Origin of the sequence: Corynebacterium aquilae DSM 44791 (genome assembly GCF_001941445.1) — a bacterium.
GTDB classification, from domain to species: Bacteria; Actinomycetota; Actinomycetes; order Mycobacteriales; family Mycobacteriaceae; genus Corynebacterium; species Corynebacterium aquilae.
This window is the reverse complement of record NZ_CP009245.1, coordinates 2,152,812-2,172,910: the sequence shown is the minus strand read 5'-3', so window position 1 is coordinate 2,172,910 and position 20,099 is coordinate 2,152,812. Positions and strand designations below refer to the sequence as shown.

The window sequence follows — 20,099 nt, the reverse complement described above, 5'->3', positions numbered from 1 at the left end:
TCAACCGCGCAAATTTTGCGCGAAGCTGTGCCCGTGGCAAAGAAAAGCTGCTAAAGATAACGGGCAGCTAAGAAACATTCGTCCAACTCGCTGCGGTGCACACCCGCGCCGCGCGAACCGACTTCCTAGATAAGGGGTAGCCCTCCTATGTACGCGATCGTCAAGACCGGCGGCAAGCAGTACAAGGTTGCCGAAGGTGACCTCGTCAAGGTCGAGAAGATCGAGGGTGAGCCGGGTTCGTCCGTGGCTCTCACCCCGGTTCTGCTCGTCGATGGCGCAACTGTTACTACCGCCGCAGATAAGCTCGCCAAGGTGAACGTCACCGCCGAGATCGTCGAGCACACCAAGGGCCCGAAGATCCGCATCCTGAAGTACAAGAACAAGACTGGTTACAAGAAGCGTCAGGGCCACCGTCAGCCGCTGACCGTCATCAAGGTGACCGGCATCAAGTAAGCCGCTCAAGGCTTCACAATTTCTCTTAAAGGAGGGAAACCAACATGGCACACAAGAAGGGTGCATCTAGCTCCAACAACGGCCGTGACTCCGAGTCCAAGCGCCTCGGCGTGAAGCGCTTCGGCGGCCAGCAGGTCAAGGCCGGCGAGATCCTCATCCGCCAGCGCGGCACCTCGTTCCACCCCGGTGAGAACGTCGGCCGTGGCGGTGACGACACTCTGTTCGCACTGACCGCAGGTCACGTCCAGTTCTCCACCAAGCGTAACCGTCGCATGATCAACATCGTGCCGGCTGAGGCTGCTGCCTAAACACGCTTCAGGCTGGAAACTGCGCCCCGGCTCCCCATGCAGGTGAGCCACGGGCGTGGCAAAAAGCTTCAAACCGCCACATCATCTCCTCGAGGTGATGTGGCGGTTTTGCGTTGTCTCCCAAATTAGACGGCCGCTAGGAAGAATCCCCACCCGAGTGCGAGGCGAGATAAAACACCACCACGGCAGCGCAGATCACAATGCCCGTGAGCCAAAAAGGATAATCAAACAACACGCTGCCGATCGCTTGGATAAAAATGATCGCCACAATGGCTACAGCCAGGGCTTTTTCTTTGTTCGACTTCATGACTTTCTCCACCAACCGATACTAGACAGGTCTTTTGGCAACCCATCTGTAATCCCACAAACGCAAGGAGCGGCAGATACAGAAAGCTAGCGCTGGTGAGCTCGAGGGGCAGGCGGGCTTGGGGTAGAGGACTCAAGGGGGCAGCCATGCGAAAGCGCCCCACAAATGGCTCTCAGAGAGCCTGTGAGGCGCTTTACCGGGATGGATGCGGGGAGGCGCTTTTCTAGTCCTTATGCCGCGTCGGCGGACACGACGTCTCCGCGGGCGGCGATACGCTCAGATTCCTTACGCACCACCACCGGGGACAGAGCGGCAGAGGCAAAACCAATAATCGCCAGGATGCAGACGTAGATGGCGATGGGGTGCCAGGAACCGTCGAAGGCATCCAGCATCCAGGTCGCGATCAGCGGGGCGGTACCACCAGCCAGCGCGGCGCCGATCTGGTAACCAAGGGTGACACCGGTGTAGCGGACGCGCACCGAAAAGGTCTCGGACATCAAAGTGCCCAAGGTGGCGGTGACCGGGGGCCACACCACAGCCAGACCAATGCCGATGGCCAAGAAGGCTGCGCCAGTGGACTGCTGGCCCAAGATCATGAAGAAGGGGGCAGCGAAGACGAACGTCGCGGCAGAACCCGCCAGGAATACTGCTTTACGGCCAATGCTGTCCGAGATTCGACCCATCACCATAATCATGATGGAGGACAAGAATGCACCCAGCGAGACGGCGTTGAGCATGGTCAGGCGTTCGTAGCCCAGAGCGGTGACCGCGTAGGACACCGAGAAAGTTGCGAAGATGTAGAAGGGGGCGGTTTCCACGACCTTGGTGCCTACCGCAATCAGCACGCTGCCCCAGTGATCGCGCAGGGTATCCACCAGAGGAATGTTAGCTACATCGCCGGACTCTTGTGCCTGCTCGAAGTCGGGGGTCTCGCCCAGTCCCTTACGGATGGCCAAGCCGATCAGCACCAAAACAATGGAGGCGATAAACGGCAGGCGCCAACCCCAGGAGGTGAACTGTTCCTCCGGCAGGCGGGAAACCAGGGCGAAGCTGAACGAGGCCAGCAACATACCGACGGTCACGCCGGTCTGAGGAACGGAGCCGAAAAAGCCACGCCGGTTTTTCGGCGCATACTCATAGGCCAACAGCAGTGCGCCACCCCATTCGCCACCAATTGCCAGGCCCTGGAGGATGCGGCACACGATCAACAAGATCGGGGCCCACACGCCAACCTGATCGTGGGTGGGCAACAAACCGATGGCTACGGTCGCCGCACCCATCATGGTGAGCGTGATCACCAGGGTCTTTTTGCGGCCGACCTTGTCGCCGATGTGGCTAAAGACAATGCCGCCGAAGGGGCGGATGAAGAAGGTCAAGGCCAGCGTCAAATAGGACAGCATCTGGCTAACCAGCGGGTCATCGGTGGGGAAGAACTGCTTATCGAAGATGATGGCAGCGGCCATGGCGTAGAGGAAGAAATCGAACCATTCGATGGTGCTTCCGGCCAGGCTGCCCGTGAGGACGCGCAGGTTAGTGGGGCTCGTCGTCGCTTGGGACTTTGGTGATGGTGTGCTCATGGGGTCTCCTCGTGAGCGCTCGTATACGAAAAACGGCGGCGGGTGGGTGTCGCGCAGGAATCACCACAGGTGGCACGACGCGGGTAGTGCACGCCACCCAAAACGGTGATGGCCGACACATATACCTACCACATTGTGAGCTAAGCGACATAATGTGTTGGGGGTGGTTTTCCCAGGTGCCCATACCGGCGGGCACCTAACTTCCAGCGTGTGTCAGGTATCCTTGGGCGAATGAGCCGCTTTGTAGACCGCGTAGTACTCCACCTGATCGCAGGAGATGGAGGCAATGGCTGTGCCTCCATCCACCGCGAAAAGTTCAAGCCGCTGGGCGGACCAGACGGCGGCAACGGTGGACACGGTGGCGACATCATCCTCGAAGTCTCACCCCAGGTGCACACCCTGCTGGACTTCCACTTCCGCCCCCACATCAAAGCCAAGCGCGGCGGCAATGGCGCCGGCGATCACCGCAACGGCGCACGCGGTGAGGATCTCGTGCTGCAGGTTCCCGCCGGAACCGTCGTTTTTGACGACAAGGGCAACCAGGTTGCCGATCTGACCACCAACGGGATGCGCTATATCGCAGCCCAAGGCGGTCACGGTGGCCTAGGTAATGCCGCGCTAGCCAGCCGCGCCCGCAAAGCCCCCGGCTTCGCATTGAAGGGCGAGCCGGGCGAACAACACGACATCACCCTGGAGTTGAAGTCCATGGCCGATGTCGGACTCGTGGGTTTCCCCTCTGCTGGTAAATCTTCCCTGGTTAGCGTGCTGAGCAAGGCGAAGCCAAAAATTGGCGACTACCCCTTCACCACGCTGCAGCCCAACCTTGGCGTGGTCAACGTCGGGCACAGCACCTTCACCATCGCGGACGTGCCCGGGCTGATCCCCGGTGCCAGCGAAGGCAAGGGGCTGGGTCTGGACTTTTTGCGCCACATCGAGCGCACCGCCGTGCTTGCACACGTGGTCGATGTTGCCACCCTGGAACCCGGCCGCGACCCCATCAGCGATATTGAGGCCCTGGAAGCAGAGCTAGCGGCATATGAATCCGCGCTCAGCAACGATTCCGGGCTGGGGGATCTGGCAAAGCGCCCCCGCATCATCATCCTGAACAAGGCGGATGTCCCGGAGGCCAAGGAGCTGGCCGAGTTCTTGCTGGATGACATCAAGGAAAAGTTCGGCTGGCCGGTGTTTATCATCTCCACCGTCGCGCACCAGGGCCTAGAGCCGCTGAAGTACGCCCTGATGGACATGGTCAACGAGCACCGCAAAAACCAGCCGAAGCAAAAAGCCACTTCCAAGATCATCCTGCGTCCGCAGGCAGTCGATGGGAAGAAGGACTTCGTCATTGAGGCCGATCCCGAGGTTGAGGACGGCTACATCGTGCGTGGCGAAAAGCCCGAACGCTGGATCCGCCAGACCGACTTCGAAAACGATGAGGCGGTCGGCTTCCTCGGCGACCGTTTGGCCAAGCTCGGAGTGGAGGAAGCCCTGTTTAAAGCCGGCGCGGTTGAGGGCTGCACCGTCACCATTGGTGAGGTGTCCTTCGAATGGGAGCCGATGACCGCCGCTGGCGTGGACACCACGCTGACCGGTCGCGGCACTGACATCCGACTCGAACAATCCGGCCGTGTCTCCGCCGCTGAGCGTAAGCGCGCCTCCCAGGTGCGCCGTGGCCTCATCGACGAATTCGATTTCGGCGACGGCCAGGAAGCCGATCGCGACCGCTGGCAGGGCTAGCCGATGGCAGGGGAGAACTCCGTGGCCCTGGAGGGAGCCGAGGTGCGTGCGCGCATCGCGCGGGCAAAAAAGATCGTGGTCAAGATTGGCTCATCCAGCCTGACCGGTGATGACTTTTGGATCCAGCCGGATCGTATTGACGCCTTCGTCGACGCCCTCCAGGCGCGCATGGGGCGCGGCAGTGACGTGCTGGTGGTCTCCTCCGGTGCTGTCGCCGCGGGCATGGCCCCCTTGGGTATGAAAGCACGCCCCCAGGATCTGGCCAACAAGCAGGCCACCGCCGCAGTGGGGCAGGTGTTTTTGGCCAACGAGTGGGGGCGCAGCTTCGCGCGCTATGACAAAGTCATCGGCCAGGTGTTGCTCACCGCCGCCGATGCCGGTAATCGCACCCGCGCCCGCAACGCACAACGCACCATCGACCGCCTGCGCCAGATGGGTGTGGTGCCCATCATTAACGAAAACGACACGGTGGTCACCGGCGAAATCAACTTCGGCGACAACGACCGACTAGCGGCCATCGTTGCCCACCTCACCAGCGCCGACGCGCTGATCCTGCTATCGGATGTTGACGGTTTATACGACAAAAACCCCACCGATCCGACTGCCCGCTTTATCGCCGAAGTCAAAGACGGCAATGATCTGGCCGATGTGGTCGCCGGTGATGGTGGCAGGGTTGGTACTGGCGGGATGGCCAGTAAGGTCTCTGCTGCACGGCTGGCCAGCCGCTCCGGCATTCCCGTGCTATTGACCTCGGCGGCGAATATCGCCGAAGCCGTCGGCGAGGCCCGCGTCGGCACCGTATTCCACCCGAAAAGCAGCCGACTGACCGCCTGGAAGTTCTGGGCGTTGTATGCGGCCGACGTCTCCGGCACCATTCGCGTGGATGAGGGCGCGATGAAGGCCGTGACTGCCGGCGGCAACAGCCTTCTGGCAGTAGGTATCACCGACTTCTCCGGTGAATTCCACCCGGGCGACATCGTTGAGATCCACGGTCCCAAAGGCCAAATGATTGGCCGTGGCGAGGTCAACTACGACTCCCACACCCTGGCCGGAATGCTTGGCCGCCACTCCGGGGACCTACCAGCAGACCAACAACGCCCGGTAGTCCACGCCGACTATTTGTCGAATTACGCCAGCCGCGCCTAAACCCCAAAAACACCTGCCCGGCCTCACCTTCGCAAGATAGGTGGGGCCGGGCAGCTGTTGGTCGCGCTATTTTGTGCGCTTGAAAGCCACGCTTACACGCTCAGTGTCTGAATCTGCACGTGCTGCTCCCGCAAGAACAGCAATTCCAGGCGCTTGACGGGCTCGCCTAGCGTACGGCTGATCAGATCCGCATAGGTTTTGAGCTGGTGGAAGTACTCCAGCCGAGTGCGGTCAGATACCCCGGCGTCGGTCTTGTAGTCAGCGATGACCCACCCGTCGCTTTCTCGATACAACAGGTCGATCACACCATCGACCACGGTGCCGTCGGCCAGGGTGCCCAACACCGGCAATTCTCGATGATTCGGGGCCTTAAGCGCTGCCCGCACGTGTGGATCCATCAGCAGCATGCGGACGTCTTGTGTCAACGCTTCGTGTTGCTTCGGGTTCAGCGCCACCGCGGTATCGGCGATGGCGGCGGCGATGCTGGCCTGAAGATCCTTATCGACTTCAGCCACAGAAATGCGTTCCATCGCCAGGTGGAGGGCCGTGCCGTAGTCGGTGCCGTGCTCGGGGCGATTGGCGCCGGGCAGCGAGGGTAGCTCGGCGAAACCGGCCAGTGGCTCCAGCGTGGTGTCCTCGCCGTGCACCAAGGAGGTCACCCCGCGTCGGCGCGGGGCCGCAGCAGTCACGGTGGCGATGGTGCTGTTGGCGGCGTCGATGCGCTCATAGACGTCCTCCGGGAACGGCTGGCGCGCAGCCTCGTCGAGATCCAACGGTTCGGGCAGGGAAATATCGCAGGCGCACCGCGCCAGGGAGTCGTGTTCTTGCAGGTAGCGGAAAAGCGTGGCGCCTTTGGAGTTGCTGTAGGCCACCCGGATTTCCTCCCCGGTCAGCTCACTGGTCACGGCCTTGGTGGTCAGCCGCGGAATGATCGGTACGAACAGCATCTTTTTGGCGCGGGTGGCACCCACATAGAACAGGCGCGCCAGCTCTGCGGTGCGGGCCTGTTTTTCGCTGTCGAGCCAGTCGGCGTAGCCGGAGGTTTCGCACCCACCAACCTTGAAATCGATGCGGGTGCGATCTGGGGAAAACCCTGCGGTGTGTTGCGGGTTGGAGTTTTCCTGGTCGCTGAGCCCGTCCAGGATGACGACGGGGAATTCCCGCCCCTTGGCGGCGTGGATGGTCATGATGGTCACGCACCCGGTGCGCGCCGACTCGGTGGTTTCGACCGGCACTGAGACATCCGGGTTGTGAATAGAGTCCACCCACTGCAGGTAGCTACGGAGGGAGCCTTGGGTGTTGTCGGCAAAAGCCCGGGCCTGGGCGAGCACAAAATCGATGCGGCGTAGCGCGTCGTCGGCGTAGTTTTCCATGGCGCAGGCCACGGCACGCACCTGAAGTTCGCGGGTTACGAAACTGACGATTTCTCCGGTATCCATCCCGCGGGTGTCCTGACGCAGCCGCGTCAGGGTGCGCAGCGCATCAGCCACCAGGCTGTGATCTTCATCCGGGGGTGGGGTGGTGAAGGGGAAATCGGGGTGGGCGTAGGAGTACTCGGCGAGTTGGGTATCGCTGATGCCGAATAGTGGGCTGCGCAGGCTGGCGGCGATGCCGAAGGCGTTGTCGGGGTGGGCGATGGCGTAGAGGACACAGTGCAAGGCCTCGACTTCAGCGCCGGCGTAGGCCAGGGTGGAGCCTTCGGACTGGTAGGGGATGTTGAGCGAACCCAGCAGGCGCATCAGGTCGCGCGCTTTTTGGTGGGCCGCGACGAGTACCACGATGTCGTCGAGGGGGCAGGGTTCAACTTCCGGTAGGCCGGCAAACGCGGAGACGTCCCCGGTGGCCAGCGCCCGGATGGTGTGGGCGATGGTCAGGTGGGCGGCCCCGGAGCCCCCGGATGGGGCCACGTCGGGGCACCCGACAATGGTGCCGCGGCTGTTGGTCTGGGCGGCCGTGCCGGGGGTTTTCGCCACGATGGCCCAGGCGCCGTAGCCGTCGTTGCTGGCTCCGGGCCGGGGGTTTAAGGGCTGGAATTCGACCTGTGGGGCCGGGGAGTCGGGGTTTGTGGTGGAGGTGTTGATGGTGTGCAGCCAGTGGTCGAAGAATTCATTGACCCAGTCCAGTACCGCCGGGGCGGAACGGAAGTTGGTGCTTAAGGTTTTGGTGTTGGCGCCGAGTTCGGTCCGCGCCGCCAGGTAGGTGTCGATGTCGGCGTCACGGAAACGGTAGATGGCCTGTTTGGGGTCGCCGACGGTAAACAGGCTTCCCGCCACGGGCTGCTGGGAGTGCGGGTCTTTGGTGATGGCTGTGGCGATGCGCAGCTGCACCGGGTCGGTGTCTTGAAATTCGTCGATGAGGATGCGTTGGTATTGCTGGTGGAGTGCGGCGGCCACGCTTGCATCGCGCTGCAGCATGTCATCGACGAGGAACAGCAGGTCGTGGTACTGCAGGTCGCCGCGGGTGATTCGGTCGCGGGCGGCCTGGGGGACCTGGGTGATCAGTTCGTCGCGCAGCACTGCGAGGGCTTGGCGTTGAAAACCGGCTGCCCGTTGCGAGATGAGGTCAATTTGTTCGCTGATGCCCTGGCGGACTTTGGTGATGCCGTTCCATTGGGCTGCGGTGCCGAGCTTTTTTAGGCCGCTGGGTTTCGGCCAGGCGAGCGTGGCGCGGGAGGCCACATTGAGCGACAGGGCGTGGTTGAGGAATTCTGTCAGGGAGACGATGACGTCGTTGAGTGGGTCAGTGACGGTGGGATCCTTTTTCGCCTCCGCTAGCACCCGCAGCGCACCAATGCGCTGTTGGAGGAACTCGTCTGTAAATGGGGTGGGTTCGGGTTCGCGGCTGGGGGTGAGGTGGGCGAGTTCGCTCCAGCGTTCGGCGAGAAAGTTTTCGAATTTTTTCAGCGCCCGCGGGCTGACCCCTTGGCCCAGCAGGAAACGTAAGGCGGTGTCGATGTTCTCATTGTGGGCGTAGCACACCTCGCCGGAGTCGTCGTAGATGGTGGAGCCGTGCTCGTCGGTGCGTGCTTCGGTGGCGTGGTGAATCAGGGTGTCGATGACGCTGAGCCCTGGGCGGGGCTGGAATCCGTCGGCGACGGTAAACGTCGGCGGGATATGGGCTTCCAGCGGGTACCGGGTCAGGATGCGCTGGCAGAAGGCGTGCAGGGTTTCGATGGCGGCGCCGGGCAGGTTTTCTACCGCGCGGCGGGCCCGAGCGCGGGCTTGCTGCGGATCTGAAAAGGTTCGGGGCTGGTCGGCGTGCGGGGAGACCAGTTGGCCGTCGGCGGCAATGGAGCTGAGCGCGCGGTGCAGCCGGTCGGTTAGCTCGTCGGCTGCTTTGTTGGTGAAGGTGATTGCCGCGATGGCTTCGATGGGGACGCCGTCGTCGACGATGAGGGTGATGAGTCGCTCGACGAGGTGGTGGGTTTTGCCCGAGCCGGCACCCGCTTCGACGAACAAGGTGGTGTCGGTTTCGTGGGTGATGCTGTCGCGGGCGCTGTGGTCGCTCAGGGTCGGCGCGGAAGTCGTCATGGTGTCGTCCTGGGGGTTGTGCTGAGCTTTCAGCGGTCGGCGGGGTCGGTGCTGTCGGTGGTGAAAGTGGGATTATCCGTGGCGAAGGCGTCTACGGGGCTGTCGGCCGCCAGAGCGTGGGCTTGCTGGTCGTAGCTGGCATAGCCGAGGCGGACTTCCAGGTCGTCGAGGAAACGCATGAAGTTGGATCCGTCGCTGTGCGGGCGTGGGGGAGCGTATCCGGCGGCCATCCCGTTGAGCAGCGCGTTAACAGTGCGGTGGAATTCGGCGCGGGTGGCGGTGGAAAGATCCGCATCGACGCAGGGATCTTCGGATAGTGAACGCAGGTACAGGTAGCGGCCTTTTAGGTCGGGGTGGTTTTTGACCCCGGTGAGATCGCAGGACAGTCTCCAGGCGGTTTTCAGCCCGGGGGCGGGGGCGGTGAGCTGGCCGGTGAGGCGGAAAGCTTCGCCGTAGAAAGGCAGCTGGAGGCGGATGGTGTTGTCTGTGCGTGATGGGGCGCGCCCGGATTTGTAGTCGACGAGCCGGATGGAGCGGTCGTGGGTGTTGAATTCGATGCGGTCGATGGATCCGCGGATGCGGATGTCGTGCTGGTCGGTGGTGATGCGGGCGTTTTCAAAGCCGGTGTGGGCGCGCCCGTCGCTGTAGGTGCCGAAGTTCAGCTCGCTGGCTAGGGGCACCCACCCTTCGGCGTAGTTGGAAAATTCGTGGTCGAACCAGGCGGCGGCGGTGGTGCGGAGGAAGTCTTCGATGTGGCTGCGGGCCGCGGGCTGAAGCGCGTCGAGCATGTCGGCGTGCTGCTGCAGTTCGGCTTGCACGGTGGCGGAAAGGAGCTCCCGGGCGCGCTGCCGGTCGGGTGGGATGGTTTCCAGCGTCCAGGATCCCAGCGCGTCCTGGCCGAGGTGTTGTTCGAGTTCGGCGAATTCCTGCACGTTCAGGATGCGGGCCCCCGCCTGGGCTGGGGTGTTTAATCCGAGGTCGAGCATGCCGTCTGCGGGGGTGGTGTTGGGCTGTGCGCGGTAGGGGGCGGCGGGTTGGACGAGGATGCGGCGGGTGGCGGGGTCGAAGGCGAAGGGGGCGGTGGACTCCGGGTGGATCTCCCACAGCTGGTTGGTGAAGTTTTGCACGATGGCGTGCATCCAGGTGCCGCGGTCGCGGGGGTTGATGCCTTCCGGGTCGAAGGGGGAGTCCGGCATAAAGGCCCGGCATTCGTGGGTGAGGAAGAATTCGTAGGGGAAGTTGGCGTAGTTTTCCAGCGCTGAGGCGCTGAATTGGGCCTGCTCGCTGAGCATGCGTTGCAGGGGGCCGACGAAGCCGTTGTATTCGCGGCCGTCCCCGGTGTGTTCGCCGGTGGTGCGGGCGTGGTGGAGGGCGCGGGCGCGCCGGGCTTGGGCGTCGATGTCGCTGTCGATGCTGTCTGTGGGGGCGAGGTTTTGGGAGATGACGCGGGTGGAGTAGATGGCGTGGGCGTCTTCGCGCAGGTTGTAGTCGGCCCCGGTGTGGTGGCGCCAGCGGTAGGCGGCTCCCCGGTGGGTGGTGGCGGTGGCGGGTTGTGGGTCGGGCAGCCAGCGGGAGGGCCGGTAGGTGCCGCCGGTGATGCTGGTGCGGCGGGTGGTGGCCAGGACGCGGCTGGCGGTTTGTAGTGCTGTTTCTAGGAGGTCTTTTTGGTGTTGGACTTCCTTGGCGGTGTCGGTGTCGAGTTGGGCGAAGGTGATGGCGGAGTGTTCTTTGACGGCTTGGGGCAGGGTGGTCGAGGAGGTGCCTGCGATGACGAGCAGGTCGAGGTCGCGGCCGAGCACGTGGGGTAGTGGGCCCAGGGTGGGTCCTTGGGTGGTGGGTTCGCGGGGGATGGAGAGGGATTGGGTGACCAGTTCGAGGGCGCCGGCTACTCCCTGTGGGCCCAGGGCACCGGGCAGGGTGCGCAGTTGCGCGATGACGTTGTTGATGAGGGCGTAGGAGGCGTGGGTGGGGTCGGTGTTGGTGGGCGCGTGGGTGGGGGTGAGGTGGGTGCGGACCAGATGGGTCAGGGCGTCGGCGAGGCTAGTGAAGGTCTCTGCGGCGTGAATGCGGCGGATGTCGTCGATGACGGCTGTCGCCCAGCGCAGGGCTGTGGCGGTGGTGTCGTCGGTGTCTGTGCTCACCGGTGGCAGGCTGCGGGGGTGGGTGCGGGCGATGCGTTCGAGGGTGGCTGGGTTGGGGCTGCCGCCGCGGGTGGTGATGGTGTTGGTGTTGAGCGCTTCGACGAGCAGGTTGGTGTCGATGTGGGTGGGGTCGAGGCTGGTTAGCGCGTGGAAGGCGCGGATGAGGGGTTCGCTGAGCCGGCTGCCGAGGGTGGGGCCGGCAAGGGGGGTGTCGGCGGCTTCCATGCGCAGGTAGGCCAGGAGGGCATCGTCGGTGTAGGCCAGCGCGATGCGGTGCGGTGGGATGCCTGCCAGCAGGGCGCGGCGGACGGCGTCGACGGCTGCTGCTGCTTCGTCGCGTTCTTCGGCGGTGGACACCACGGTGATATCAGAGGTGGCAGGCCCAAGGGTGTCTAGGTGGGTGAGGTCGGTGGCGCGGCGAAGGAAGTCACGTTCGGTGATGGTTTGGGGGAGGATGTCCACGGCGAAGCGGTGCGCGTTAGCCGGGTTCTGGGCGGCGGCTTCCCAGGCTTCGGCGCCGGTGATAAGCCCGTGGGTGTGGGCGGCTGTGGCGACGAGGGTGGCGAGCTGGTCGACGTGGTGGGGCAGCCGTTGGCCGTTGGTGCGGTGGCGGTATTCGGTGGGGATCAGCAGGACGCGTTCGACGATGTCGACGAGGGAGAGCCAGGTGGCGGGGCTGTCGGCGATGCCTGCCTGGAAAAATGCGTGGCTGGCGTCGTTGTCGGTGGCCAAGAGGCGGGCGATGTGGTGGGCGATGAACATGCGGGAGGCGATGGGCCGCCGGCTGCGCTCGTTGACGTAGGTTGATAGCGCGGAGACGCTGACGCCTGCCATGGGGGTGTGCGCGGCGAGGGCGGTGATGATGTCGTCGCGCGCGCCGGGCATGCACAGTACGTGGATTGCCTGCAGGGGGTTGTTTTTCTTGGCGGCGGTGATGGCGTCGATGAGTGGCTGAAAACGTCCCATGGTTTTCCACAATAGATTCCGGTGCGCAAACGCGGGGCGAATCTGTGTTTTTTGGCTGGGGTGTGCGTGGGTGTGGGTGTGGTGTGGGTGTGGGGGTGTGTGGTGGTGTGGGTTTTGGGGGATGTGGGGTGTTTTTTCGTGCTTAACTATGGGGCATGATTGCTCAAGGTTTAACCGGTGATGATGATGTGCGTGCCCGCCAGCGCGAGGAAGTGTTAGCGAAGGCGCGTGCCGCGCGTTGTGTGCGGGGCCGGGTGGCGCAGGCGACGACGACGCAGAAAAATGCGTTGCTGCGGGCGGCTGCGGTGGCGCTTGAAGCGCGGGCGGAGGAGATTTTGTCCGCTAATGAGCAGGATCTGCGCCGCGGTGCTGCCGCGGGGATGAGTGAGTCTTTGCAGGATCGTTTGCGGTTGACGCCGGAGCGGATTGCGGGGATTGCGAGCGGGTTGAATCAGGTTGCGGATTTGCCTGACCCGGTGGGGGAGGTGTTGGGTGGTCGCCGCCTGGCTAATGGTTTGCGATTGACGCAGGTGCGGGTGCCGTTGGGGGTGATGGGCATGGTGTATGAGGCGCGCCCCAATGTCACCGTTGATGCTTTTGGGTTGGCGTTGAAGTCGGGCAACGTGGCGCTGCTGCGCGGATCGAAGTCTGCAGAGTCTTCCAACCAGGCGTTGGTGGCAATTCTGCAGGATGTTGCGGTTGAGCACGGTTTTCCCGCAGAGATTGTGCAGCTGCTGCCGTGCCAGACCCACGATTCTGTTCAGGACTTGATCACGGCCCGGGGGCTGGTGGATGTGGTGATTCCGCGTGGTGGCGCGGGGTTGATTGAGGCGGTGGTCACCGGTGCGACGGTTCCCGCGATCGAAACCGGCACCGGAAACTGCCACTTCTATATTGATGCGTCCTGTGCCACCGAGGCACAGCTTGAGCAAGCAATTGAGATGCTGGTCAACGGCAAGGCCCGCCGGCCGAGCGTGTGTAACGCGACCGAAACTGCTTTGCTCGACGCGTCGCTGCCGGTGGCAAGCCAGCAGCGGGTCGTTGACGCCTTGGTTGGTGCAGGTGTGCGCCTTCACGGGGACGTGGACAACCTCAGTCACCTGGTCATCGATGGGTTGATTCCTGCGGAATCGACCGACTGGGAAGAGGAGTACTTGTCCATGGACATTGCCATCAAGATTGTCGATGGTGTTGAAGCGGCCTGCGAGCACATCGCCCGCTACTCATCCGGGCATACCGACGCAATTGCCGCACACGATACTGACACGTGTGATTACTTCGTCGACCAGGTGGATTCGGCGGCCGTCAATGTCAATGCCTCCACCGCGTTTACCGATGGTGAGCAGTACGGCATGGGTGCGGAGATCGGCATTTCTACGCAGAAGCTGCATGCCCGCGGGCCTATGGGGTTGCCGGAGCTGACCACGTCGAAGTGGATTGTGCGGGGGCAGGGGCATACTCGCCCCTAGTGGTGCCGGTGGTGCCCCGTGGTGGTGTGAAAGCTGCTGCGGGGCGCGTTTTTTGCTCACAGTTTTGCCGCCGGCGCGGGGGTGGTGTGAGCTGTGGTGGTGGGGGTGTGCTGCTGGGGTGGCGCGTGTGGTGGGGGCGGGGTGACCTGGGCTAAGGGGCGTTTATCGGTGGTGGGGTGGTGGATGCCGGGGGATAAGGTGTGATGATTTCGGGGGTGAGGTCATATGTTTGTTTGGGCATATTTGCAGGTGGCGGGGCTATTTGGCGGGGCTATTCACGCGAAAAACCGCATGATTCATGTTAGGAATGTGGGTAATGCGAATCCTCGAAATCACCCAGCCCCAGCCCCACCAACCCACCAGCGAAGTCGTGACCGCCCTGGCCGTGCACTCCAGCGCCATCCGCCAGCAAATCACCGGCAGCAACGACCTGTCTTTCTCCACGCAACAGCTCACCGAAGACATGCTGGGCGCCCACGGGCGGGTTCGCCTCTTTGCCTGCGTCAACGACGACGCCCAAGAACTCGAGGGCACCCAACGCTTAGGCGACATCTTGCCGGGCAGCATCCCCGCCGGCCAGGAGGACCCCACCGTCGCCCTCGACGTGCTGGGATGGGCCGAATTGCACCTACCCGCCAGCCAAGACGCCGACCAGCCCGCCTGGATCGACATCACCATCAGCGCAAACATTTACCCCATGCCGGGAGACCCAACCTCCACCCACGTCCGCGACGTCGTCGAAACCCTCCTCGACACCGTCGGCGCCTACTGGGAAGGCCCCCTTGTGGCCAACACCTTCGCCACCCCGGGGCTCGCACCCAAACGAAGCGTCATCGGGCGCATCCTCTACGACTACGGATTCGAACTCGAACGCCTCGATACCGTCGCCTACCTGCCCCTGAACACAGCCCCGCGCCAAAAACCACTGCCCGCAGGATTCGCCGCCACCCACAGCCACGCCACTGGTGACAACCGCATCGACGTCACCGTATCCGGACACTCCAGCTGGGCCCGCTGCACCATCATCCGGCCCGCCAACGCCCCCGGCACCAGCGCCCTAGCCCACATCGACACCTTCGAAGCCAGCCCCTGCGTCATCATCGCAGCGATCCGTGAAAGCCTCCACCTCGCCCACACAACCTGGCCCGAACTCACCCGCATCTACAGCGACGACGCCAACGTCATCACCGCCATGCGCCAAACCGACCCCAGCTTGAGCATCGCCCCCATCGCCTCCCGGGGACTCTGGCGCCGCCCCGGCCACCTCACCCACCCAACACGCACCACCATCGCCATCACCCCCACCGCCGCGCGCCGGGAAAAACAACCCCTCATCGCCCGCTAACCCCAAAAGGCCTTCCAAGCTCCACAAAAGCCCACAGAGTCCACAAGCCTCGAGACCCCCAAGACCCCCAAGACCCCCAAAGACCCCAGCACCGCCCACAAACAGGGGCAATGCTGGGGTCTTTGGGGCGCTCGTGGAGTTCATGGGATCCAGTGGGAACTTCTCCCGAAGTGGCCTTAAGGTCTTTCGACCCGCCGGCAAAGACCACACGCCCCACTGCCCCCCACGGGCAGCGGCAACCTAGAAAACCCTAGGAGGAACCAAACAGGCCACCGACGCCCTCAATGACGTCAGAAGACCCACCCAAAAACTGGGAAGAACCGCTAGCCAAATCGGCCTTGACAATCTTGCACTCCACGTAGCGATTCGCATAGGTCTTCGCCAACTCATGCACCTTCGCCTTCGGCAAAGACGTCTGCTTACCCTGCGCCACAATGCTGTTGTAGGCATCCGAGTAAGAAACAAACTTGTGATCCAGCTCGTTGCCGGCCTTCAACGCCACACACGGCAAGCTCACAGCGCCATTGACGCGGGTCTGCAACAGGCTGTCGTCAATCGGCGCAGCCTGCGCAGACGAAGCGCCAGTAAAAACAAGAGCAACAGCTGCTGCACCAGCAACTGCAAAACGACGGATATTCATCACGACACGTCCTTTCAGGTAGATGCGTGAAACAGCAAGCATAACGAAAAAACCGCGCACGTGCCCCAGTTCACAAACCGCCGGGCCTGTCTATGTTTGAATAAACCCCATGCGCATCATCCCGCTCGAGCTGCCCACCAACGGCCAACACCCCACCGCACTACTCCACAGCCTCGTCATGTGCGAGGGACTCGCCATCCAGCAATACACCGGTGTGGACGACCTCTCCCGATCACTCGAGCAAACCTTCGGCGGCCTAGCCAACGCCGTCGGCTGCCACATCGCCATCTACGCCGCCTTCGACGACGAATCCTGCCCCACCAACACCACCAGCCTCCCCCTGGGCATCACCAACCCCGCCGAAGACCCCACCGAAAACACCTATCCGCTGGGCTGGATCGAACTATGGACTAGTACCGAAGAAGGCGCCCAAACCACCGACATCACCCTCACCCTCAACGACACCCTGCTGCCGCTGCCCGGGCAACCCTTAAACGACACCGCCGAAAAAGTCTGCGATGCCCTGCTCAAAACCGCAGAAACCCACGGCAAGCCGGTCCTCCAAACCACTCTGTACTACCCGGCCGACGGCGACCCCCGCGACAACGTCATCGCCGACTACCTTGCCCAACACGGATTTAGCATCGGCATCACCGAACATATCTCCTATCTGCCGGTGCCAAGCCAACCACTGCCCGTCAACCTCCCCGACGGCTACGCCCTGCGCACCTTCCCCAACATCATCGGCGACGACCCCACCCTCATCGACAGTCAACTGCGCCTGTTCAACCTAGTCGAAAAGGAAGTCCCCTCCGGGGAGATGACCGTCGACGAAGAACACTGGACCTTCGAGACCCTGCAACAACTCCACCAAGCAAACATCGACGCCGACAGGAACAACCACTGCGTGCTGGTCACCGACGCAAGTGGCGCGGTCGCCTTTAGCGTGTTCGGGCAAAGCTCCGGCGCCCGCCCCCACGTCGGCGCCCAAGGCGTAACCCTCGTCGACCCCGCCTACCGCCACAAAGGCATCGGCACCGCCCTCAAAAATGCGGTGATGAACCACTGCCGCGAAGTACTACCCAACGTCACCCGGCTCTACACCAGCAACGCCATCATCAACGACGGCATGCTGCTCATCAATCAACGCCTAGGCATGACCACGGTTGCATCCTCCGCCGGATGGACCCGCCGGGCATAATGACCCCCACAACCTCACAGCGGCAACACCCCACCAGGTAAGCCACACTCCGAAAAGGACTCCCACTATGGCATTGCGCATCGGAATCATGGGCGGCACCTTCGACCCCATCCACAACGGCCACCTGGTCGCCGGAAGCGAAGTCGCCGACCGCTTCGGCCTGAACATGGTCATCTACGCCCCCACCGGGCAGCCCTGGCAAAAAGCAGACCGATCCGTCAGCGACGCCGAAGACCGCTACCTGATGACCGTCATCGCCACCGCCTCCAACCCGCGCTTTGCGGTCAGCCGCGTCGACATCGACCGTGGCGGGCCAACCTACACCCTCGACACCCTCACCGACCTGCAAAAACAATATCCCGGGGCGGAGCTATTCTTCATCACCGGTGCTGACGCCCTCGCGAAAATCATGACCTGGCGCGACTGGGAGAAAATGTTCGACGTCGCCCAATTCATCGGAGTCACCCGCCCCGGCTACGTCCTCGAAGAAGACTTCCTGCCACAAAGCGCCCAAGAACGCGTCCACCTCATCGAAATTCCCGCCATGGCGATCTCCTCCACCGACTGTCGAGCCCGCGCCAAAGCTGGCCGACCCGTCTGGTACCTCGTGCCCGACGGCGTCGTGCAATACATCGCGAAAACCGGGCTATATCGCAAACACAGCTAAACCCGCCCGGGTACGGTGAAAACACACACCACAAAAGCTTGGCCCAAACCGTGGAGGAGCCATGATCCCCGCAGACCACACCCCACACCCCCCAGCGTCGATCACCAATCCCGCGCTCGACCTGCGCCACACCCCCGGCTCCTCCAGCGTGTCCGCGCCAGCAACCCTGCCAACCAAAGCACTAGCGGTGTTTTTCCTGGTGTCTTTTTCCATGGCCTGGGTAGTGTGCCTGCCACTGTGGCTTACAGATCTCAAACACAACATGCTTGCCGTCGGGGCGCTGGCGGGCGTCATGATGTTTACCCCGGCGCTCGGGGTGGTGGCCGCCATGCTCATCACCCACACCCCGGCCGCAGGTGAGCGCCTGGCTTATCTCGGCATGGGAGTGCCCAAACGCTGGGGCGCATTCCTGGGCTATGTAGCGCTAGCCATCTTCGGCCCCTTCGCCATCATCGTTGCCATCGTCGCCGAATCCATCCTGTTCGGCTTCATCACCCCCGACATCGTTCACCTTTCCGGCTACATGCAACAGTCCGGACTCGAAGCCTCCTCACTTCATCCGTGGCTTCTGGTCGGGATCCAGCTGCTGTTTTTCCCCGTGGGAGCGCTGTTGAACTCGCTGCTAGCCTTCGGTGAGGAAATCGGATGGCGGGGATGGCTCATCACAGCCTTGCGGCCCCTCGGGGTGGTTCCCTCGGTGCTGCTGGTCGGCGCAGCTTGGGGCCTGTGGCACACCCCCCTGATCCTGCTGGGCTACAACTACCAACGCAGCGATATCATCGGGCCAGCCATGATGACGGTGGCCTGCATGGCCTGGGGCATGATCCTGGGGTGGATGCGCTACGCCAGCGGCTCGGTCTACATTCCCGCCGTCGCACACGGAGCCATCAATGGGGCGGCCGGGCTGACCCTGATGTTTCACGCCGCCGGCACCACCCAAGAACAACTCCTATCCGGCCCCCTCGGGCTGGTCGCTGTCCTGGTGTGCCTCGAAGTCGTCGCCGTGGGATATGCGATTCGTGCCCTGCGCTCGACGAAAAGCCGTGCCTGAAAGCACCCAGAAGTAGCTTCGGTGCTGGGAAATGCCCGCCACCGGGCTATACTTGCGGTGCAACCCATGTGGCCGGGTCTCAAAGACCTTTCCCCGGTTCATCGCACCGGTTTAATGCCTTCGCGGTTGTTGCCGTCGTGGTGCCACCGAACAAAAGTTTGCGCACCACGGGCTGATTGCATGGTTGATAAAGCCTGATGCCAATCAGCGCTTCACACACCAGACAAAGAAAGCATCGCGTTACTACAGTGCCTGCACAACAAACTTCCATTGACCTTGCCTCCGTAGCTGCCCACGCGGCCAGCGAGAAGCTGGCCGAAAACATCGCAGTCATCGACGTGGCTGATCAGCTGATCATCACCGACTGCTTCGTCATCGTCTCCGCTGACACCGAACGCCAGGTCAACGCCATCGTCGACGAGGTGGAGGACAAGTTGCGCGAGGCCGGTGCTAAACCCCTGCGCCGCGAAGGTGTGCGCGAATCCCGCTGGGCGCTCCTCGACTACGGCGAGATCGTCGTCCACGCAATGCGCACCGACGAGCGCGAATTCTACGGCCTGGACCGTTTGTGGGCGGACTGCCCGCTGATCGACATCGATGGCGTCGACGGCTACACCCGACCTGCCGAGTGGGAAGGTCTGGCGACCGCCCGCGAAGCGCAAACCCAAGACGAGCTGCCTCTCGCGGAGCCGACCCCGGACGCTGACGAGCTATGAGCCGCCGTCTGATCGCCCTGCGCCACGGCGAAACGGACTACAACGCCACCGGCCGCATGCAGGGTCAACTGGACACCCAGTTGTCGGATAAGGGCATGCGCCAGGCGCGCGATGCTGCCCGCTACCTGTCCACCTTGAACATCACCCGCATCGTGTCCTCCGACCTGGATCGGGCGCATGCTACTGCCCGCGCCGTCGGCGAACTACTTGGCGTCGAGGTCACTGTGGACCACCGCCTGCGGGAAACCGATCTGGGGCAGTGGCAGGCCATGAGCCACCAGGAAGTCGACACCCAATTCCCCGGTCAGCGCGCCCTGTGGCGCCACGACGCGAATTGGGCGCCACCGGGTGGGGAAACCCGACTCGAGGTCGCTGCGCGCGCCCGCGCAGTTGTCGACGAGCTGATGCGTGACTACGACGACTGGGATGACTCCACCGTGCTGCTCGTCGCGCACGGCGGCACGATCAGCGCGTTGACCTGCAACCTATTGGGCTTTGCAGAGTCCCAGTACCCCATGCTTTCGGGGCTGAAAAATACCTGTTGGGCCCAGCTTTTGGCGCGCCCACGGTTCACCCCGCGCACCACCGATGACGCTGAAGACTTCTCGCGCGAAATCCGCTTCACCCCAGACACCATTGACAATGCCCAGTGGTACCTCGACGGCTGGAACATGGGAGTCGCAGCCGGGATGTCCATCGACCAGCCCAGCGCCGACGCCACCATCCTGTAGGCATAAACACGAAAGTTCGCAGCAATTCTTCGGCAACTGGTGCGACAATAGTCTTCGAGCCCGCCACCCCGTTTGCTCACCCGCCCGGGGCGCGCACCACGACCACCTTTTTGACGA

The 20,099-nt window shown here is 63.0% G+C and carries 16 protein-coding genes; 11 read left to right on the top strand and 5 right to left on the bottom strand.

Annotation, left to right across the window (positions count from 1 at the left end; translation table 11 throughout):
• Window positions 1-147 precede the first annotated feature (147 nt).
• Both rplU and rpmA read left to right on the top strand, forming a co-directional pair.
• Window positions 148-453 carry a 50S ribosomal protein L21 gene (rplU, locus tag CAQU_RS09125; RefSeq protein WP_075727096.1) on the top strand — a complete coding sequence of 102 codons (306 nt, stop codon included), beginning with the start codon at window positions 148-150 and terminating at the stop codon, window positions 451-453.
• Window positions 454-497: 44 nt separating this feature from the next.
• Window positions 498-761 carry a 50S ribosomal protein L27 gene (gene rpmA, locus CAQU_RS09120; protein WP_075727095.1) on the top strand — a complete coding sequence of 88 codons (264 nt, stop codon included), beginning with the start codon at window positions 498-500 and terminating at the stop codon, window positions 759-761.
• A 136-nt stretch (window positions 762-897) separates the two neighbouring features.
• Here the strand turns inward: rpmA and CAQU_RS12685 are convergent, their stop codons facing one another.
• A complete protein-coding gene (locus tag CAQU_RS12685) occupies window positions 898-1,068 on the bottom strand; it encodes a hypothetical protein (protein ID WP_157108970.1) in 171 nt (56 codons plus the stop codon).
• Between the two features lie 230 nt (window positions 1,069-1,298).
• Window positions 1,299-2,645: an MFS transporter gene (locus CAQU_RS09115; protein ID WP_075727094.1), complete on the bottom strand. Its 1,347-nt coding sequence runs from the start codon at window positions 2,643-2,645 to the stop codon at window positions 1,299-1,301.
• Window positions 2,646-2,876: 231 nt separating this feature from the next.
• Here CAQU_RS09115 and obgE point away from each other — a divergent pair, with 231 nt between their 5' ends.
• Window positions 2,877-4,379, top strand: a complete 1,503-nt coding sequence (gene obgE, locus CAQU_RS09110) for a GTPase ObgE (protein WP_075727093.1) — start codon at window positions 2,877-2,879, stop codon at window positions 4,377-4,379.
• Between the two features lie 42 nt (window positions 4,380-4,421).
• Window positions 4,422-5,525: a glutamate 5-kinase gene (gene proB / locus CAQU_RS09105; protein ID WP_245797338.1), complete on the top strand. Its 1,104-nt coding sequence runs from the start codon at window positions 4,422-4,424 to the stop codon at window positions 5,523-5,525.
• A 92-nt stretch (window positions 5,526-5,617) separates the two neighbouring features.
• On the opposite strand, the gene CAQU_RS09100 is transcribed toward proB, so the two are convergent.
• Both CAQU_RS09100 and CAQU_RS09095 read right to left on the bottom strand, forming a co-directional pair.
• Window positions 5,618-9,055 carry a UvrD-helicase domain-containing protein gene (locus CAQU_RS09100; RefSeq protein ID WP_075727090.1) on the bottom strand — a complete coding sequence of 1,146 codons (3,438 nt, stop codon included), beginning with the start codon at window positions 9,053-9,055 and terminating at the stop codon, window positions 5,618-5,620.
• Window positions 9,056-9,084: 29 nt separating this feature from the next.
• Window positions 9,085-12,162, bottom strand: a complete 3,078-nt coding sequence (locus tag CAQU_RS09095) for a PD-(D/E)XK nuclease family protein (RefSeq protein WP_075727088.1) — start codon at window positions 12,160-12,162, stop codon at window positions 9,085-9,087.
• A gap of 155 nt (window positions 12,163-12,317) precedes the next feature.
• On the opposite strand from CAQU_RS09095, the gene CAQU_RS09090 reads away from it, so the two are divergent.
• Window positions 12,318-13,631, top strand: a complete 1,314-nt coding sequence (locus CAQU_RS09090) for a glutamate-5-semialdehyde dehydrogenase (protein WP_075727086.1) — start codon at window positions 12,318-12,320, stop codon at window positions 13,629-13,631.
• A 316-nt stretch (window positions 13,632-13,947) separates the two neighbouring features.
• Window positions 13,948-14,976, top strand: coding sequence for a hypothetical protein (locus CAQU_RS09085; protein WP_075727084.1), 1,029 nt, complete (start codon window positions 13,948-13,950; stop codon window positions 14,974-14,976).
• Between the two features lie 250 nt (window positions 14,977-15,226).
• Here CAQU_RS09085 and CAQU_RS09080 read toward each other — a convergent pair whose 3' ends face one another.
• Window positions 15,227-15,616, bottom strand: a complete 390-nt coding sequence (locus CAQU_RS09080) for a hypothetical protein (RefSeq protein ID WP_075727082.1) — start codon at window positions 15,614-15,616, stop codon at window positions 15,227-15,229.
• A gap of 109 nt (window positions 15,617-15,725) precedes the next feature.
• Between CAQU_RS09080 and CAQU_RS09075 the strand changes: the two genes are divergently transcribed.
• The 5 genes from CAQU_RS09075 (at window position 15,726) to CAQU_RS09055 (ending at window position 19,982) form a co-directional block, all read left to right on the top strand.
• Window positions 15,726-16,817, top strand: a complete 1,092-nt coding sequence (locus tag CAQU_RS09075; protein WP_075727080.1) for a GNAT family N-acetyltransferase — start codon at window positions 15,726-15,728, stop codon at window positions 16,815-16,817.
• A 67-nt stretch (window positions 16,818-16,884) separates the two neighbouring features.
• A complete protein-coding gene (gene nadD, locus CAQU_RS09070) occupies window positions 16,885-17,484 on the top strand; it encodes a nicotinate-nucleotide adenylyltransferase (RefSeq protein WP_075727078.1) in 600 nt (199 codons plus the stop codon).
• Between the two features lie 61 nt (window positions 17,485-17,545).
• Window positions 17,546-18,535, top strand: coding sequence for a CPBP family intramembrane glutamic endopeptidase (locus CAQU_RS09065; RefSeq protein WP_075727076.1), 990 nt, complete (start codon window positions 17,546-17,548; stop codon window positions 18,533-18,535).
• Window positions 18,536-18,783: 248 nt separating this feature from the next.
• The gene (rsfS, locus tag CAQU_RS09060; RefSeq protein ID WP_075727074.1) at window positions 18,784-19,251 is read left to right on the top strand and encodes a ribosome silencing factor; all 468 of its coding nucleotides are present in this window, start codon (window positions 18,784-18,786) and stop codon (window positions 19,249-19,251) included.
• Window positions 19,248-19,982 carry a histidine phosphatase family protein gene (locus CAQU_RS09055; RefSeq protein ID WP_075727072.1) on the top strand — a complete coding sequence of 245 codons (735 nt, stop codon included), beginning with the start codon at window positions 19,248-19,250 and terminating at the stop codon, window positions 19,980-19,982. The genes rsfS and CAQU_RS09055 overlap by 4 nt, the downstream gene beginning before the upstream one ends.
• Window positions 19,983-20,099 lie beyond the last annotated feature (117 nt).

What these genes read in the sequence shown, in the direction of transcription:
- rplU (WP_075727096.1), top strand. Translation starts at nt 148, where the DNA reads ATGTACGCGATCGTCAAGACCGGCGGCAAGCAGTACAAGGTTGCCGAA.
- rpmA (WP_075727095.1), top strand. Translation starts at nt 498, where the DNA reads ATGGCACACAAGAAGGGTGCATCTAGCTCCAACAACGGCCGTGACTCC.
- CAQU_RS12685 (WP_157108970.1), bottom strand. Translation starts at nt 1,068, where the DNA reads ATGAAGTCGAACAAAGAAAAAGCCCTGGCTGTAGCCATTGTGGCGATC.
- CAQU_RS09115 (WP_075727094.1), bottom strand. Translation starts at nt 2,645, where the DNA reads ATGAGCACACCATCACCAAAGTCCCAAGCGACGACGAGCCCCACTAAC.
- obgE (WP_075727093.1), top strand. Translation starts at nt 2,877, where the DNA reads ATGAGCCGCTTTGTAGACCGCGTAGTACTCCACCTGATCGCAGGAGAT.
- CAQU_RS09100 (WP_075727090.1), bottom strand. Translation starts at nt 9,055, where the DNA reads ATGACGACTTCCGCGCCGACCCTGAGCGACCACAGCGCCCGCGACAGC.
- CAQU_RS09095 (WP_075727088.1), bottom strand. Translation starts at nt 12,162, where the DNA reads ATGGGACGTTTTCAGCCACTCATCGACGCCATCACCGCCGCCAAGAAA.
- CAQU_RS09090 (WP_075727086.1), top strand. Translation starts at nt 12,318, where the DNA reads ATGATTGCTCAAGGTTTAACCGGTGATGATGATGTGCGTGCCCGCCAG.
- CAQU_RS09085 (WP_075727084.1), top strand. Translation starts at nt 13,948, where the DNA reads ATGCGAATCCTCGAAATCACCCAGCCCCAGCCCCACCAACCCACCAGC.
- CAQU_RS09080 (WP_075727082.1), bottom strand. Translation starts at nt 15,616, where the DNA reads ATGAATATCCGTCGTTTTGCAGTTGCTGGTGCAGCAGCTGTTGCTCTT.
- CAQU_RS09075 (WP_075727080.1), top strand. Translation starts at nt 15,726, where the DNA reads ATGCGCATCATCCCGCTCGAGCTGCCCACCAACGGCCAACACCCCACC.
- nadD (WP_075727078.1), top strand. Translation starts at nt 16,885, where the DNA reads ATGGCATTGCGCATCGGAATCATGGGCGGCACCTTCGACCCCATCCAC.
- CAQU_RS09065 (WP_075727076.1), top strand. Translation starts at nt 17,546, where the DNA reads ATGATCCCCGCAGACCACACCCCACACCCCCCAGCGTCGATCACCAAT.
- CAQU_RS09055 (WP_075727072.1), top strand. Translation starts at nt 19,248, where the DNA reads ATGAGCCGCCGTCTGATCGCCCTGCGCCACGGCGAAACGGACTACAAC.